Source organism: Vibrio sp. KMM 9700 (genome assembly GCF_058545285.1).
Genome location: NZ_CM178590.1, coordinates 192654 through 209146, shown reverse-complemented (window position 1 = coordinate 209146; position 16493 = coordinate 192654). Strand labels below are relative to the sequence as shown.

Below are 16493 nucleotides of genomic sequence, written 5' to 3'. Positions count from 1 at the left end.
ACAAGTGTATGTAAATTTTATGTCAAAATTAAACTTTAGTTTAGGTATTGCCATTTGCCATGGTCAACACCCGCTTTAAAATCCAGCGGATCAAAATTGGAATACTCTCGATCCCTTGCTCCTCACAATGTTTGACGATGCCGAGTGCGACATCCGGCTTCGCATGTTTTTTGAGCACCCGAGCGAGGATTTTTTTCGCCGGAATCGGGTGATCCATCGGGATTTTCACCAAGTCACGATAAAAGGCTTCAAAGCCGTTGTTATATAAGAAATGTTCAATGTCGCGATCGGGCAGCTCAGTTAACCTGTGACGCTCTTGATCTGTGCCAAGCAGACTGCGCACCGTGTGTGAGTATTTTTTACCTGCAGGGTCGCCATCCGACACCACATGCCAATCAATGTGCAAGGCCTTGGCGACTTTGATTAAGGATTTTAAGCCAGATTGCGCAAATTCGATGATTTGAACGCCTTCTGCAGCAAGGTTGTAGCCACAAATTCGTGCTAACTCATTGAACAGCCATACTTCGGTTTCGCCCTCAACTAAAAGCCAGCAGCGAGCAAAAAAGGCATTTGAGCGATGAAAGCGAATATGAAAACTGACGCGGCGAATTTCATCTTTAGATAATAAATTTTTCGGGATAGGGAGGGCTTGGGTGCGATCAGACTGGCGAACCAAGCGGCGAATCGATGACAAAGGCACAGCGCTAAGTAGCACGCCAGAGTTAGTCGTGAGGATTTTTTGCATCGGGATAAGTTGTAATAATTCCCACGATTTTAATAAGTTAGTTGGATGAAGACGGCCTTCAGGATCTTCTAAAATCAAAATCGGGCGCGAGACTTTACGCAGCGGCGTGTTGCCTTTGGCTTGAATATAGGCTTGCATCAACCCCATCAGCATGAGCTTGCTTTGAGTATTCTTACTTTCTTTGATCATGGTAAGCAAAGTATGTTGATCATTTAAATTGGACTGAAACAGGCCATCGCGCCGATTGTGCTTACCATGACGTTTTTGCGGTTTATAGGAAAAATAATGCTCGATTAAATGCTGCATCGCGCGCAGGCTACTTTTGATTTCACCTTTATTGACATGCCCAGGGGCGGCATTTAAACGCCGATATGTATTTTGAATACGTTTTTGTATTTTTGCTTCATATTCACTTTGATTACGAGATTGAGCACGACGCGTATCGACCTCGCGATAGACAGCTTCAGGGATTTCTTCATCTGCTTGCCCATCAAGGTGTAAGCGTCTGGCATCGCGCATGCGCAACACAGGGTGTAAGGATGCGAGCTCAAGGGCGAGTTTTTCACTTTGATGCAGTTGTAAAATATCGCCAGCTTGATTTAAAAACTGGTAATGGGTGGTGATTTTATTGTGCTGATCACGGGTGGCACTGACTTGATAAATCAGCTCTTTATCATCACTGCCAGACACATCTAGCCAAACTGGCCTTAGTTTTCGGTAGCGGCCAATATTTTCCTCACCTTTTGTTTGCGTACGCCAACGGGTAATGATTTGAATTGACTGGGTTTGCGGCTGGCTTAAGACATAGTCTAAATGAAAATCTTGAAGCTTAAATTGATAGAGTTCTTGATGATTGGGCAGCGCAATTTCAAGCGCATCTAAGAGTGACGATTTGCCCCAAGTGTTTTCACCAATTAAGGTGGTTAAGCGCTCAAGGCTTAAAGAGAGTCGCTGGATCCCACGAAAACCTGCAATTTCAATCCGTTCTAGCTGCATATAACCTCTCATTATTATTCAATTATTTTGAGTATAGGCGTTTTTTATGACATTTATTTCAGCGCAGTTAACATCTTACTCCAAAAATTTGACCCTATGTGAATTCATGATTTGCTTTTATTGCGCGCAAAAATTTCTATCCCTGTCATTAAGTTGTCATTTACTTTAGTATATGGTGATAAAGACAAAGAAGATGAAATAGAAAGCGCTGCCAGTGACGAAAATCTGGCATCATGAAGCGCGCAAGGGACGAAACGAAACATGAATTTAGAAAACACTTCTGCGGATAACTCGCAGTCCTCAACGTGCACCAAGCTAACACTTGCACACATCAATGACACCCATTCTTATTTTGAGCCGACAGCGCTTGAATTCGATTTAACTATTAATCACAAGCAGCTTAAGCCTTTTGTTAGTGTGGGCGGTTTTGCGCGCATCGCAACCAGAGCTAAAGTCTTAGCAAATCAAGCTAAAGCAGCGCAGCGTGACTTTTTATTTTTACATGCAGGGGACTGCTTTCAAGGCACCTTATATTTCTCGCTATTTAAAGGTCGCGCCAACGCCGATTTACTTAATGCGCTCAACCTTGATGCCATGGTGCTGGGCAACCATGAGTTAGACATGGGCAATGAGCTTGTGGCTAAATTTTTACCTAAAATCAATTTCCCATTGCTTGCCGGCAACTGGAACGTCAGCGAAGAAGATCAAAGCAAAACTTGGCGCGTTGGTGATAGCCAAGCCTTGTATCCATTTTTGCCGCAAACCCAAACCGCAAGTTATATCGTCAAGCAAACCCAAGGTGCTCCCGTAGCTATTTTTGGCCTATCTATTGATCAAATGGCAGAGATTTCAAACCCAGATCCGGATACTCCGTTTGAAAATGCGCTCATGGTAGCGAAAAATACGGTGGCCCAAATCCAGGCGCAAGGGATAAAAAATATCATTTTACTCAGTCATTTAGGATATGAAGCAGATCTTTACTTAGCCAGCCAAGTGGCCGGTATAGGGGTTATTGTTGGCGGTCACTCGCATCGTTTACAAGGTGATTTTAGCGATTTAGGCTTAAATAAAGACGAAGATGATTATGGCGTTTTGGTGCAAACGCAGGACAACCCAAATGGCTCTTATGTGGTGCAAGCTGGCTTTCACGCACAAGCCCTTGGGCATTGCCACATTAGCTTTGATCAAAATGGTAAAGTGATTGAATTTGAAGGCACAAACGAGTTACTAATTGGTCGTCGAGTGTGTTTGGATGCCTCACTGCAAAGTACTTATCAAGATACGCAACATGCCTTAGTCAGTCGTTATTTGGCCGAGCACCCACGTGTGCAAGTGTGCGTCAAAGATCCGGCAATTCAAGCACTGCTAGCGCAAGATTACCTGCCTAAAGTACGTGAGAAACAAAACCAAAAAGTCGGTTATTTTGATAAAGCGATGCGCCATGTGCGTATTCCAGATGAAAAGGGGCCCAGCGAGCTTGCACCTATGGTTGTCGAAGCTTTTTACTGGAAAATGCAATCCCTTGGTCATGCGCTTGATTTTGCTATTCATAATGCTGGCGGGGTGCGCGCGTCGATGCCGGCAGGGCCGATCACCACAGGGGATATTGCCGGCAAGTTAGTGCCGTTTCTGGTACCCATTGGTATTTATCAGATCCAAGGCAAGCACATCGCAGCGATTCTCGAAGGGGCGATTAATAATGCGCTCAATAATGGAGTGGTTGGTACAGGTTCGGGCAGCTATCCTTATTCATACCGTTTAAAGTATACCTATCAAGCGGATGCGCCGATGGGCGAGCGTATTCTGGATTTAAAAATACAAGATGCGCAAGGCCAATGGCAAAGCATCCAAGCCGATAAGCTATACTGGGGCAGCTCGTCGGCTTACACGATGAAAGGCAAAGAGGGTTATGACGCGATTTTAAATATGCAGCAATCGCTCGTCACCAATGCCTCAATGGCTGATTGCGTGATTTATTATTTAAAGCAGATGCAAACAATTGATGCACAAGCAGATATCTTTGCTTCAGGCTCCTTACAAGCCTAGCTTTAGGCTAATAAATGCTGCCAGTCTTTACTGCGGTTCATATAGTGCACCACATAGCTACAAATGGGGTGCACTTTCAATCCCTGCGCTTCAATCTCTTTTAAACAGGTTTCCATCAAGACCTTACCGCAGCCTTGACCACGTAGTTCGTTGGGGACGAATGTATGGGTCACATGCAATATATTGCCTTCTGGCTGATAATCCATATGCGCCCACATATCGGGTGCGACTTCGACTAAAAACCTATTTTGCTCAGTTAAATGTTTTAGTTGCGGCATGATAAAACCTTCTTTTTGGTTGTGAACGATATTTTATAACATAGTTTGCAGTTTATGATCTTTATATTAGACAGATATAAGGGTACAAGAAAGTTTATGTAAAAAGAATAACTTAAATTCAAGTATAGATTTGATCTCGATAGAAATAGTTATAAAACTTGCTGCAATAATTATCTTAAAAGTGATAGTATAGCTGGCCTTAAGCTTAACCAAGAATACCCACAAATTAATTGTTAATAGCTTGGAAAAGAAACACAAGGATGCGTTATTTAATATATGTCCCAAAATATTAAAGGGTATTAATCAATTTTATTTTGTAATGGAAGTATGGACACAGCTCAATTTTCATATTCTAAAGCTATGACACTATTTGTCGTGCACAGATGCCGCTTTTTCTTGCAGCTGATCACCCTTATCCTATTTGTGATGTGTGGCAGCACTGCAAGTTTTGCGCATCCAACTACTGAAGACCTGCTAAATGATGCGGGCGGCAAGGTGTCATCTGTTGATCCTATTCCAACAGGCGATGACACTTATTTTCATTCTCAAGTCAAGCTTAGAGCTGAACAAACGCTCCAAGTGGATGCCGGCAATTCCTATATCCCCTCACATGATCACCCACACGCGATAAGAAAGTATTATGTCGGCGTGCGCAATGGCGATGTCGTGACCGCATATTTATTTGATTTATTAGGCAAGCAGTTTAATTTAGATCTGGAATATGTTTTTTATGATGATTTCACCCGCTTAATTAATGATATTTCAACGGGAAAAATCGATTTTACCGGTAATTTTACTTATTCCGATGAGCGTGCCCAAGTCGTCGATATCAGTGAACCGACAAATATCGAATATACCTACCTTTATACGAAACCGAGCTTTCAAGAGAAATTCTCGTTTGATCATATTCATAGTATAGGGATCAGTAAGGGCACTATCTTTAAAGAATATCTTGAGACGCGTTACCCCAATTTAAAGTTGGTGGACTTCTATTCACCAGCAGAAGCGGTGCAATTACTAAATGCGGGTAAAATTGATGGCATAGTGGACTCGATCACTCAGTTAAGAGCTATGGTCGAAAATGGTTTAGATTCATACATGCTTAATGACATGTTGCCGATTAAGCCGGTTGGACTGGCAACAACGAAAGGCAAAAACCAATCCCTGATGCAAGAAATGGTCGAATTTATTCATACCGCCGCGATTCAAAAACGTTTACGCGAAGCGGTAGAAGAATATCAGCGCACCGTACGTGTAGATGCCTTACGCTATGAGCTCAAAATCAGTCAGTTAGATACCTCATCTGTTTTGAAAGTTAAACTTGAAAACTTGCTGCAATTTAGTGAATACCAAGACAATGGACAAATAGAAGGCATTGCGGCTGATATTTTAAAAGAAGTTTGTCAGATTTTAGATGTGCCATGCCAAGTGGTGAGTACGCCCCAGGAGCCATGGTCAGCCATGTATCAAGACTTATTGGATGATAAGATTGATGTTTTAGGGCCACTGACCTATTCAGAAAAGCTCCACGATTCAATTTACTTTAGCCATTCATTTTATTTATCTGGTGGCATCTTAGTCAAGCGTACCGGATATAAACCAAATACTTATCGTAATGTTTCAGAGCTTATTGTTGAGCGCATTGGTGTAGTGAATGATGATTTTTATGATCGTCTTTTTAGTGAGCTATTGCCAAATAAGATTTTAGTGCGCAGCGATTCGCGCGCGGGTTTGATTCAAAAACTGTTAAATGATCAGGTCGACTATATCGTCTTGACCAATGCTTACTTTAACCAAGTCTTGCGTGATACCAAGGGCAATTTAGAACTGCAAAAAGATGAGCTGATTGGGACTTTTTATCAATCGAATCTAACCTTTGGATTTCCGCATACTGAGCAAGGTAAACTTTTAGGTTATTTCTTTGATCGTGCAATGAAAATTATTGATATTGCGCCGATTGTGCATAAATATGATGCAAAGCCGGATTGGCATGAATTTCTAGCCTCAGAGAATGAATTTTCGACCAAAATACGCTTACTACTGGCGATTATTATCATAGGTTTATTTGGCATTTCATTTATTCTTTATCGCCAATCAATGACAGATAATTTGACTAAGCTTAAAAACCGTCGTGGCTTATATCGCCGCTATCGCTTAGGTATAGATAAAAAGAAAACTATTGTCTATTTAGACGTGAATCGATTCAAACAAATTAACGATACTTATGGCCATGAAGTGGGCGACGCGGTATTGAAACAAGTGGCACGTTTAATTATGAAACATTGGCCAGGCCCTGCATTTCGGATTGGTGGCGATGAGTTTGTATTGATGGCAAATATCCCACCAGCTGAGTTAGAAAAGGTGCTTTCAAAGCTCGCAAGCTTTACCCACTACCGCAAGCTTGATGTGAGCGCAGGCATTGAGGTGAGTTTATCGTTTGGGGTGTCTCGTGAACGTGAGCATAATATGAAAATAGATGCCGCTTTGCATATCGCCGACCAAGCTATGTATGAATATAAGCGTGATTATCATCAGAATTTAGCTGCGCAGCACTAAGTTATTAATAAAAGGGAAGATGGAACGTGTTATCGAATTGTATCCGCGCTATTTGGGTGTTTCTTTGCATCAGCTTGCTATTTTGCGCCGCCTTACCTTTAAGTTACGCCAGTGAAGATATCTCTGATGCGATCGCACGCGATAAAACGCAATCAGAAAACGCTAAAATTTATACGGTTGGCATTCTTGCTGATGATTTAATGACGCGTGAAATGTTTGATTCCGCAGCAGAATACTTAAACTTTGAAGTAGATTATGTGCAATTTGAGAGCTTTGATGACTTATTTAAAGCGACCAAGAACCAACAAATTGATTTTATTTCAAATTTTACCTACACCAAAGCGCGCGCCAAAGACTTCTATATCTCCCAGCCGACAAATATCGAATACGATCACTTATATACTCAGCCTGAAAAAGACTTTGATATTACTAAAATTCATCGTATTGGGATTGATTATGGCTCCATTTTTAATGACTGGGTTGCCAGACGTTTCCCGAATGTGGAGATTGTAAATTATCATACGGCCAAAGAAGGCATTGAGATGATTCAGTCTAACCGTGTGGATGCTGTGATTGATTCGATGACGCGTATACGCTCGTATATCAACGCCAATTTAGAAGGGCGTCTACTCAATGATCTTTTGCCGATTATGCCGGTGAGTATTGCAACAGCCAAAGCTGAGAATAAAGCTGTACTCGACAAAATTGAAGAATTTATTCATACCGCAGAAATTCAAGGCTTGATCAGTCAAACCATGGAAGAATTTAGCCATCAAGTACGGGTTGATTTTTTACGTACGCTGGCAAGCCGTGAAGGGGTCAACCTGGATCGCCCATTGAAGATTAAGTTTGAAAACTTGCCGCATTATTCTGAATATGACAAAGCTGGCAATGTCTCTGGGATCAGTGTTGATATCATCCAAGAGGCTTGTGATATTTTAGCTTTGGAATGTGAGATCGTCAGTCATAATAATGAGCGTTGGCCGGATATGCTAAAGGAGCTAAAATCGGGCCAAATTGATATCTTAGCGCCAACTATGGTCACTCGTGAGCGTGAAAAAGAGCTGTATTTTTCACAAGCCTTTTATCAGTCTGTGGCCGTGGTACTCAAGCGTAAAGGGTTTAAGCCCGATGTTTATCGTAACGTGACTGAGCTTGTGGTGGAACGGGTTGGCGTGGTTAGTGAAGATTACTATGATTTTCTTATGGCGAAGTTATTGCCAAATAAAGACATCACAAAATACGAAGATCGAGAGAGTTTGCTCCATGCACTAGAAAGTGGTGAGGTAGATTATATTATTAGCGATCAGCAAATGTATAATGAGCTTTTGATCTCCACCTCAGGCCTGACTGACATTACCAAAGATGAAATGATTGGTGAGTTTAATACGTCAAATATTGCCTATGCATTTCCTCGAACTGAACTTGGCGAGCATTTAAGTTATTTGTTTAGCCGCGCGATTAATATGATGGATATTAAATCTATTACTAGCCAATATAACCTTGAACCTGACTGGCAAACATTTGTTAATCAAAGAAAGCATTATATGTTTAAAGTCAAAGTCTTATTGGTTGTGATTGTTGTCGGCTTATCCCTTGTCGCCTTTTGGTTATATCGTCAATCTATTCTCGATCGTCTATCTGGCCTTTATAACCGCCGCGGTTTATATCATAAGTATAAATATGGCATCGATGCGCAAACCAGCTTGGCGTATTTTGATTTAAATAATTTTAAATATATCAATGATACGTATGGCCATGAAATCGGCGATGAAGTCTTAAAATTCTTTAGTCGCAGGCTACGCAAACGCTGGCCGGGTAAGGTCTACCGCATTGGTGGAGATGAGTTTGTGGGGATCTCACATCAAGATGGTGAAGCGCTAATGCCGGTACTGCAAAAGCTCACACAACTTGATTTTCAATCCAGAACCCAGCCAGATTTGCAACTTGTGATCCAGTGCTCGGTTGGGCACTCGTTTGATCGCAACAAAAAGATGATCTTAGATGATGTGTTGCATCTGGCTGATGAGGCAATGTATAAACATAAAATGGCGCAAAAATCAGCCGGGCAAGCTTAGTTTGGGTTTACCTTGGCTTTAATCATCTCTATTAATGGCATAAAGCGTTTCGGCAGCTTGCGGTGACGCTTAGTGACTAAATAGAGACTCTCACCTATCTTTTGCTGATCATTTGGCATATACAGCATTTCTTTTAACGGTGACAGCTCATACGAGATCCGCGGCAGTACAGTGAAGCCAATGCCTTGTGCCACGGGCATTAAAATTTGTTGCAATTGGTTGATATAACAACGGGTTGGAATATCACTTGGATGCAAGTTCGCGAGATCTTTATGATGGCTTAGATACAGATTTAAATAATGATCAGCGTCAGGATGGCGCACCATGCCAAGTTTGATTAAATTTTCTGGGCTCATGCGCTTGGAGATGGCAGATTGAGGCAAAATCATCGCAAGGCTTTCTTCACCAATCTTTTCTATCTCAAAGCGTCCCGCATCGGGTTTGGATGTCACCACGCCCACATCTAAGTCATCGGCTTCTATTGCTTTTAATATGTTTTTATTTGGCGCGGATTCCAATTCAATTTGTAAGTTTGGATATTTTAGCTGATGCGCGATAAAGTCAGGGAAAATTGCTAATGACAGCGAGCCAGAACAAGCCAACACGCAGCGCCCACTTTCCATATCATCAAAGTTTAACGCTTGGTTTAGATCAATATGCGCTTGCTGCTGAGTCTTGGCAAATTGATATAAAATACGCCCTTGCTCGGTCAACGAGAAGCTTTTATTTTCACGAAACAATAAGTCATGGCCACACGCATGTTCAAGCTTTTGAATATGTTGGGTCACGCCCGGTTGGGTCATATGCAGGGCTTTTGCGGTTTGAGTAAAGTGGCCCAAATCGACCAAGGTTTTAAAGGTTTTGAGCCAAGTTGGATTTAAGTTGAGTTCTTTCATAATAATGGTCGCTAAAGGCGGATAAAATCTATGCTTGATATAATAAAATTTTATCATAACAAAAACAAATCATAATTTTATTTATTGGGATGAAAGGCATATTCTAGTCTTAAGCAAACAAAAATAACCAGATACTCACATCATGAAGATGTATAGAGGAGCCAATGATGATCCAAGCCGTGACCTACCATAAAGAGAAAGATTCATTTCAAATCGAGAATATTCCAACGCCACAACTTGAAACTGAGTATGACGTTTTAGTGAAAGTGAATGCTGTGGGCTTAAACCCTGTTGATAGCAAAATTAACTTTTGGCACAGTAGTATTCCAGATATGGATGATAACTTTGTGGGCGGTTTGGATGTGTGCGGCGAAATCCTTGCCATGGGTGAAAAAGTCACTGGCTGGGCACTTGGCGATCGCGTTGTGTATCATGGCAATATGAAGCGTCAACATGGCGGTTTTGCGCAAATGGCGGTGCATGATAGCCGCACATTGATTGCTGCGCCTGAGTTTTTATCTGATCTTGAACTGGCGGCAACCCCATGCGCGGGTTGGACGGCATACCGCGCCTTGGTGGATAAATTGGCGATTCATTCCGAAGATACTTTGTTTATTGCCGGCGGCGCAGGTGGCGTGGGCAGTTATGCGATTGCGATTGCGAAAGCTTTAAAAGTGCGCAATATTATTACTACCTGTTCAAGTGCAAAGGCCGATTATGTACGCAGCCTTGGCGCGACGCATGTGATTGATTATCACGCCCAAAATGTTGTCGAAACAATTTTAGATATTACCGAAGGGCAAGGCGTCAGCAAAGCCTTTGATTGTGTTGGTGGTGAGCAGGAACAAGTGTGCGCAGATGTGCTGAGCTTTGATGGGCAAATGCTTGAATTGGTGCAAACCGCTAACCCTACAAGTTATTCCAACGCATTTTTGCGTGGCCTGACAGTGCATCACTTAAGCTTGGGCGCAGGGCACGGGCATGGCAAAGCAGGGCGTGATTCTATCTTAAACGCCGGTCTTGCGATGACAGATTTGCAAGTTCAAGGGGTGTTTCGCGGCATTCATAGCCAGCATATTGGTTTTAAAGACATTCCAGAGGCGCTGCAGCAAATCCGACAAAAACGAACGCAAGGTAAAATTGTTGCCTTAATTCATGCATAATACTTTGTTAATGACTTAAATTTATCAATTAAACTATTAAAAAATAAGGAATTACTAATGCAAACACTTATTCCACACCTAGGGGCTGGTACTTATCGTTTAAAAGGCCAAGATGCCATTGATTCTGTTACCTTGTCACTTGAAGCTGGCTTTCGTCATATCGATACCGCTCAAATTTATGGCAACGAAGAAGCCGTCGGTCAAGCTATTGCGGATTCAAACGTTGCGCGCGGTGATATTTTCCTCACGACGAAAGTTTGGATGGATAACTGCAACAAAGAATTATTTATTGATAGTGTCAAAGAAAGCTTAACTAAGCTTAAAACTGACTATGTTGACTTATTGCTGATTCACTGGCCACTACAAGAAGATGGCGCGCCAATGGAAGAGTATTTAGGTGAGCTGAAAAAAGCCAAAGATTTAGGTCTGACTAAGCACATTGGTGTGTCAAACTTTACCAAGGCGCAGCTTGCACAAGCGATTGAAATTTTGGGTAAAGGTGAGGTTTTAACGAACCAAGTGGAAGTGCACCCTTATCTGCAAAACCAAAGCTTAGTGGATTTTTGTAAGCAAAATGATGTGATTGTCACGGCATATATGCCATTTGTGTATGGTGAAGTCTTAAAAGATGACCTGATTGTGAAGATTGCTGACAAGCATGGCGCAAGCACAGCGCAAATCGTACTCGCTTGGGAGCGTCAAATGGGTTATGTGACCATTCCATCATCAACTAAAAAAGCAAATATCGAATCAAACATTGCCGCTGATAAGGTGACATTAGATGGTGAAGACTTAGCTCAAATCAAAACGCTTAATCGCAACTACCGCCTTGCAAACCCTGGTTTTGCGCCGAAGTGGGATGAGTAATGAGCTTTCGTTAAGCTTTAGTGATATACCCAAGTAACCCCAAGATGCTAGTTTCAGCGAGAATAAAATAAGCTTTAGGCAAGGCAAATTGAAGATGGCATAGTAATTCTATTCCGATTCAATTTTACGTAGGATAAAGCTTATTTTAACTCGCCCTTTGGGAGCTTCATCCAAGTCTTTATACGTCGGCAGATTTGTTTGAAAGGTGCCTACATTTCTTCTCAAATCTTTCTTGTCTAAAAACTTGGATGAAAGCTCTGAATCCTGCATCTTGAGGTCACTTGGGTATATATAATAAAAAACGCTTTAGTCGCTTCCTTAGATAAGGATTGCTGCTAAAGCGTTTATTTTTATTTGTCTATATTTATCTATATTTAGCTAAGCGTTACTTCTCTGAAACCTTCTCCAGACCCCAAACAATCAGCATTCCCACAAGCATGCAGACCACAGCAAGGCCAACATGTGAGGCTTCACCTGTAGTTTGATGAAACTCCATCGGCGAGAGGTTATTTTGTAACAGTGGCACTTGCTCACCATGCGAATTAGTGCGCCAGCTAATAGTTTCTTTCCACGGCCAGATTTTTGGCAAGGTGCCGAGCATCAGACCAATTAAAAAAGTTAGAGTTAAATCGCGATACTTTTCTAATAACCAAGATAAAAGGTGCGAGAAACACAGCAAACCCGTCACTGCGCCAATGGCAAATAAACCTAAAGTGCCAAGCTCTAGCCCTTTGACCGCGCCTAAAATTGGTGCATACATACCAAGCAGCAACAAGATAAAACTACCTGAAATGCCCGGCAAGATCATCGCACAAATTGCAATTGCGCCGGCTAAAATGGTATTGATAGCCGTCGGCTCCATATCCAGCGGCTTAGCCACAGTGATCACATAAGCAAACACAAACCCAAGCGCAATGGTCACAAGGCGCGACACATGACGCTTTTCAACTTGTTTGAGCATATGGATGATAGAGATAATGATAAGCCCAAAGAAGAAAGACCAAAGCGGGATCGGATGAGTTTCAAGCAGCCAAGAAATCAGTTTAGCAAGGGTTAAAATGCTAGTGAAAATACCGCCAAAAAGAGCAATTAAAAAACCAGCATTGACCTCTTTTAATACAGCTTGAAAGCCTTCTTGTTTCCAAGTGACAAAAAGCTTTGGCGTAATGCTGCGAATGCTGTTTAAAAGCGTGTCGTAAATGCCTGTAATAAAGGCAATGGTCCCGCCAGAAACGCCCGGCACAACATCTGCTGCGCCCATGGCGATCCCTTTAAGATAAGTAAAAAAGTAATTCATTAACATTTAATCCATTAAGAATTAGGTGAAGGATAATCCCAAAAGAAGGACAGGGTAACGCAAAACCCTTATTTTATCCTTAACCTTTTGTTAGATGCTATCTTTTTAATGAAAAAGCCGCTTTATGCTCGTCAGAGCAAGTCAGCACTTACATCATTTTAGTGATAAAGGATTCAATATTAAACACACTCGCCACAGCCATAATCACAACAATCGCTGCGCCAAGCAGAGTTAAAAATTTCGGGTGTTTGTAATCCCCAACAATGTCTTTGCGCTTTGTTGCAATCAGCATAGTCGCTAAAACGATAGGTAAGATAATGCTGTTGACAAGGCCCGCAAGCATCAAGAGTAAAATTGGCATATTCATCAACAAGGTGCCAATGCTGGTCACAAGAATAAAGCCAACACAAAACCCTTTTTCGTTGCGCTCAATCACAGGGAATAAGGTTTTAACTAGAGAAATCGCCATGTATGAATTACCGACCACAGAGGTGATCGAGGCGACAAAAAGGACTAATCCAAAAATGTAGTAGCCCAAATCCCCTGCGCCATGTTGAAAGGCATCGGCTGCTGGGTTTTTTGCGTTTAGGGTCACGCCAGTTGCGACAACACCTAAAATAGCAAAGAAAAGCAAGAAGCGAATTAAAACCGCAATGCTTATTCCCATCCAAGCGGCTTTATTAATGCTTGGCAGTTCTTGCTGTGATTGCAAGCCAATCCCGATTAAACGTTGCGCGCCAGTATAATATCCGCCAACAGCGCCGCCAACAATAGTTAGAGTAGGAAGCAGTAAACTTGAGAAATCTGAGGGCATGACCATAGCCGTTAAGGTTTCTTGCATCGGTGGCAGGCTGGTCAAGGCAACATAAGCAATTAAGATAATCATTAATAAGCCAAGGTAGCGCGCCATTTGATCCATGCGCGCCGAAGCGTTGTGAATCAAAAAAATCGCACTGCCTAAAACGCCAGTTGCCAGAGCCCCCCAAGTGGTTGGAAGATTGGTTAAGACTTGCAGACCAAGCGCTGAGCCGCTGACATTACCAAAGTTAAACGCGACGGCGCCAAGGGCAAGTAAAATCCCCACCACATAGCCAAGACCTGGTGCTACCTTGTTGGCGATATCTTGAATGCGCAAACCAGATACGCCCACAATGCGCCAAAGGTTCATGACAATCCCAAAAGTGATAAACATAGAGGCAAAAACAGGGAAAGCCATGTCGGTTTTATAAATCGTGGTAAAGACGCTCGTTTGGGTGATAAAGCCAGGACCAACAGAAGTCGTCGCCATTAAAAAGGCAACACTGAGCAAGGCTTTTAAGCGCCAGCTTGCAGATTTAGGTTCGGCTTGAGTAGGAGAAGTTTGGGTGGAGGCTAACGCCGCACTTTGGCTCATTTTTATTCCCTAAAAGTTTGTGACTCATAGAAAATAAAAAAACCAACTGACAGGATCAGCTGTAATGTGAAGCTTTCGTATTCAATTGCTTACGTGTTTGCGGCGTTTTGGCTAGCCGCGATTCTGGGAGCGTATATTAACGATTGCGCAAACGTTTGTCTAGGCTTTTTTAAAAAAAGGGAATAATCTTATCCCCTTCTTGATGAATGAGTTAACTGCACGCTTTAGTCTGAAATTGATTCACGCGATAGATACTCGGCTAAGTCGGCTTTCGAGAAAAAGCTCCATGCCATAAAGCGGCTGATCTTCTGACCTTGCGCCATTTCTACTACACGTACTTGTTTTGCGCCAAGTTTTTGCAAGTTTTGATGCAGCAAAGACACATTCTCTTTTTTCGAAATCAGGCTGGTGAACCAACCCACTTGCTGGGCAAAATCTTTACTTTCTTCTGCCATGGTATTTAGAAAGGCAATCTCACCGCCATCATAGCTTAGCTCTTGCTTGATGCCAGCAAAGTTTAAAACCAGCTCTTTATTTGGCTTAGCTTTTTTGCCTTTATTGAGGTTATTGAGCTTACGCTGACTGCCTGCAGCTGCCGCTTCAAGGGATTCATGAAACGGAGGGTTACACATGCTCACATCAAAGAAATCAGTCTTTTTGATGATGCCTGCAAAGATATTGCTTGGATTTTTTTGCAGTCTAAACTGAATTTTGTTTTTTAAATTCGAGTTGGTTTGAACAATAAATTTCGCCGATTTTATCGCAATCGCATTCATATCCGTGCCAACAAACTGCCAACCATAGCTTTGGCTGCCTAAAATTGGATAAATGCAGTTGGCGCCTGTGCCCACATCTAGAACTTGGATTTTTTGTGAAGCGGCGTCCATTTGCACTTTTGGTTGAGCGCTTTTATTGGTTTGGGTTGGCAGACGCACGGTTTGCGTTGGCGCGCCGCTTTGAGTTAATAACTCAGCAAGGTGATGAATATAATCTGCGCGTCCTGGGATCGGCGGGCATAAATAACCTTCAGGGATCTGCCAAAATTGCACCCCATAATAGGTGCGCAGCAAACCTTGGTTTAAGCACAAAACGGCTTTCGGATCATGAAAGTTAATTGATAATTCGCCACGCGGGGTCGTGACTAAAAACTCTTTTAGGGCTGGATTTTGCTTGGCTAACAGCTGCATGTCATAACGGCCTGAATGCGGGTTATTTGGATGCAAGCCATTTGCTTTTTTAGTTGGGATCATAGAAATGCTTTATGTGGTTTAAATAGAATTGTCGCCATCATAAAGCATTTTGAATTGATCCCCAAGAAAACTAATCTCTATCAATCGCAAATGCCGACCAAGCTTGGCGTGTTGGCATGACTTCTAAGCGGTTAATATTGATGTGATCAGGCAGGGTTGCAAGATAGAACATTTGCTCTGCAATGTCTTCAGCGGTAAGCGGCGTGGTGGTGCTATAAAGGTTATCCGATGCTTCTTGGTTGCCTTTGGTGCGCACTAAGGTGAACTCTGTTTCAGCGATGCCCGGCGCAATATCTGTCACGCGCACGCCTGTGCCGAGTAGATCACAGCGAAGGTTATAGCTAAATTGCTGCACAAATGCCTTGCTTGCGCCATATACATGGCTGCCCGGATACGGCCATTGACCCGCAATTGAGCCCACATTAATGATAGATGCGCCTGCGCCGACTTCAATTAAAGTTGGTAAGAGGGCATGGGTAACATTGACAAGACCAGTCACATTGGTGTCAATCATGGTGTGCCAGTCTTTTAAATCAACCTTTTGCGCAGGCTCTGGGGCAAGGGCAAGGCCTGCATTGTTCACCAAAGTTTTAATTGCTTTAAACTCGGCAGGGAGTTCGCTCACAGCTTTGGCAACTGCTTCATCATCACGCACGTCAAGCTCAATAATATGCACAGGCACATCTAAGCTTTCTTTGAGCTCAAGTAAGCGCTCAACGCGGCGACCAGATAAAACTAGTGACCAACCATCTTGTGCAAAACGTTTTGCAGCTGCGCGGCCAAACCCTGAGGTTGCGCCTGTGATGAATGCAATATTTGGCATTTGAAACTCCTTTTATTCTCATATATCAAAATATTAAATAAGTGTTTGGCTATGAAGAGTGCTTAGGTCTTGAAGCCAACAAATATATTTAAGTCTACCTACTAT

The 16493-nt window shown here is 42.4% G+C and carries 12 protein-coding genes; 5 read left to right on the top strand and 7 right to left on the bottom strand.

Annotated elements, in window-relative coordinates; translation table 11 throughout:
• Positions 1–40 precede the first annotated feature (40 nt).
• The gene (locus AC2VOY_RS12230; protein WP_491833858.1) at positions 41–1741 is read right to left on the bottom strand and encodes a DUF2813 domain-containing protein; all 1701 of its coding nucleotides are present in this window, start codon (positions 1739–1741) and stop codon (positions 41–43) included.
• A 261-nt stretch (positions 1742–2002) separates the two neighbouring features.
• Here AC2VOY_RS12230 and AC2VOY_RS12225 point away from each other — a divergent pair, with 261 nt between their 5' ends.
• The gene (locus AC2VOY_RS12225) at positions 2003–3787 is read left to right on the top strand and encodes a bifunctional metallophosphatase/5'-nucleotidase (RefSeq protein ID WP_491833856.1); all 1785 of its coding nucleotides are present in this window, start codon (positions 2003–2005) and stop codon (positions 3785–3787) included.
• Between the two features lie 2 nt (positions 3788–3789).
• Here AC2VOY_RS12225 and AC2VOY_RS12220 read toward each other — a convergent pair whose 3' ends face one another.
• Positions 3790–4065: a GNAT family N-acetyltransferase gene (locus tag AC2VOY_RS12220; protein WP_491833854.1), complete on the bottom strand. Its 276-nt coding sequence runs from the start codon at positions 4063–4065 to the stop codon at positions 3790–3792.
• A 327-nt stretch (positions 4066–4392) separates the two neighbouring features.
• Here AC2VOY_RS12220 and AC2VOY_RS12215 point away from each other — a divergent pair, with 327 nt between their 5' ends.
• Both AC2VOY_RS12215 and AC2VOY_RS12210 read left to right on the top strand, forming a co-directional pair.
• Positions 4393–6621: a GGDEF domain-containing protein gene (locus tag AC2VOY_RS12215; protein WP_491833852.1), complete on the top strand. Its 2229-nt coding sequence runs from the start codon at positions 4393–4395 to the stop codon at positions 6619–6621.
• A gap of 26 nt (positions 6622–6647) precedes the next feature.
• Positions 6648–8699 carry a GGDEF domain-containing protein gene (locus tag AC2VOY_RS12210; RefSeq protein ID WP_491833851.1) on the top strand — a complete coding sequence of 684 codons (2052 nt, stop codon included), beginning with the start codon at positions 6648–6650 and terminating at the stop codon, positions 8697–8699.
• Here the strand turns inward: AC2VOY_RS12210 and AC2VOY_RS12205 are convergent.
• Positions 8696–9595: a LysR family transcriptional regulator gene (locus tag AC2VOY_RS12205; protein ID WP_491833850.1), complete on the bottom strand. Its 900-nt coding sequence runs from the start codon at positions 9593–9595 to the stop codon at positions 8696–8698. The two genes, AC2VOY_RS12210 and AC2VOY_RS12205, sit on opposite strands and share 4 nt — an antisense overlap.
• A gap of 170 nt (positions 9596–9765) precedes the next feature.
• On the opposite strand from AC2VOY_RS12205, the gene AC2VOY_RS12200 reads away from it, so the two are divergent.
• Entirely contained in the window at positions 9766–10758 is a 993-nt protein-coding gene (locus AC2VOY_RS12200; RefSeq protein WP_491834129.1) for a zinc-binding dehydrogenase, read from the top strand.
• A gap of 57 nt (positions 10759–10815) precedes the next feature.
• On the top strand, positions 10816–11625 hold the full coding sequence (gene dkgB, locus AC2VOY_RS12195; protein ID WP_491833848.1) for a 2,5-didehydrogluconate reductase DkgB: 810 nt from the start codon (positions 10816–10818) through the stop codon (positions 11623–11625).
• Positions 11626–12010: 385 nt separating this feature from the next.
• Here the strand turns inward: dkgB and AC2VOY_RS12190 are convergent, their stop codons facing one another.
• The 4 genes from AC2VOY_RS12190 to AC2VOY_RS12175 form a co-directional block, all read right to left on the bottom strand.
• A complete protein-coding gene (locus tag AC2VOY_RS12190; protein WP_491833846.1) occupies positions 12011–12922 on the bottom strand; it encodes a polyprenyl-phosphate transporter in 912 nt (303 codons plus the stop codon).
• A 148-nt stretch (positions 12923–13070) separates the two neighbouring features.
• Complete coding sequence (locus AC2VOY_RS12185; RefSeq protein WP_491833845.1) at positions 13071–14315, bottom strand: NRAMP family divalent metal transporter; 1245 nt, start codon at positions 14313–14315, stop codon at positions 13071–13073.
• 224 nt (positions 14316–14539) lie between these two features.
• A complete protein-coding gene (rlmF, locus tag AC2VOY_RS12180) occupies positions 14540–15565 on the bottom strand; it encodes a 23S rRNA (adenine(1618)-N(6))-methyltransferase RlmF (RefSeq protein WP_491833843.1) in 1026 nt (341 codons plus the stop codon).
• Between the two features lie 70 nt (positions 15566–15635).
• A complete protein-coding gene (locus AC2VOY_RS12175; RefSeq protein ID WP_491833841.1) occupies positions 15636–16388 on the bottom strand; it encodes an SDR family NAD(P)-dependent oxidoreductase in 753 nt (250 codons plus the stop codon).
• Positions 16389–16493: the final 105 nt, after the last annotated feature.

What these genes read in the sequence shown, in the direction of transcription:
- AC2VOY_RS12230 (WP_491833858.1), bottom strand. Translation starts at nt 1,741, where the DNA reads ATGCAGCTAGAACGGATTGAAATTGCAGGTTTTCGTGGGATCCAGCGA.
- AC2VOY_RS12225 (WP_491833856.1), top strand. Translation starts at nt 2,003, where the DNA reads ATGAATTTAGAAAACACTTCTGCGGATAACTCGCAGTCCTCAACGTGC.
- AC2VOY_RS12220 (WP_491833854.1), bottom strand. Translation starts at nt 4,065, where the DNA reads ATGCCGCAACTAAAACATTTAACTGAGCAAAATAGGTTTTTAGTCGAA.
- AC2VOY_RS12215 (WP_491833852.1), top strand. Translation starts at nt 4,393, where the DNA reads ATGGACACAGCTCAATTTTCATATTCTAAAGCTATGACACTATTTGTC.
- AC2VOY_RS12205 (WP_491833850.1), bottom strand. Translation starts at nt 9,595, where the DNA reads ATGAAAGAACTCAACTTAAATCCAACTTGGCTCAAAACCTTTAAAACC.
- dkgB (WP_491833848.1), top strand. Translation starts at nt 10,816, where the DNA reads ATGCAAACACTTATTCCACACCTAGGGGCTGGTACTTATCGTTTAAAA.
- AC2VOY_RS12190 (WP_491833846.1), bottom strand. Translation starts at nt 12,922, where the DNA reads ATGAATTACTTTTTTACTTATCTTAAAGGGATCGCCATGGGCGCAGCA.
- AC2VOY_RS12185 (WP_491833845.1), bottom strand. Translation starts at nt 14,315, where the DNA reads ATGAGCCAAAGTGCGGCGTTAGCCTCCACCCAAACTTCTCCTACTCAA.
- rlmF (WP_491833843.1), bottom strand. Translation starts at nt 15,565, where the DNA reads ATGATCCCAACTAAAAAAGCAAATGGCTTGCATCCAAATAACCCGCAT.
- AC2VOY_RS12175 (WP_491833841.1), bottom strand. Translation starts at nt 16,388, where the DNA reads ATGCCAAATATTGCATTCATCACAGGCGCAACCTCAGGGTTTGGCCGC.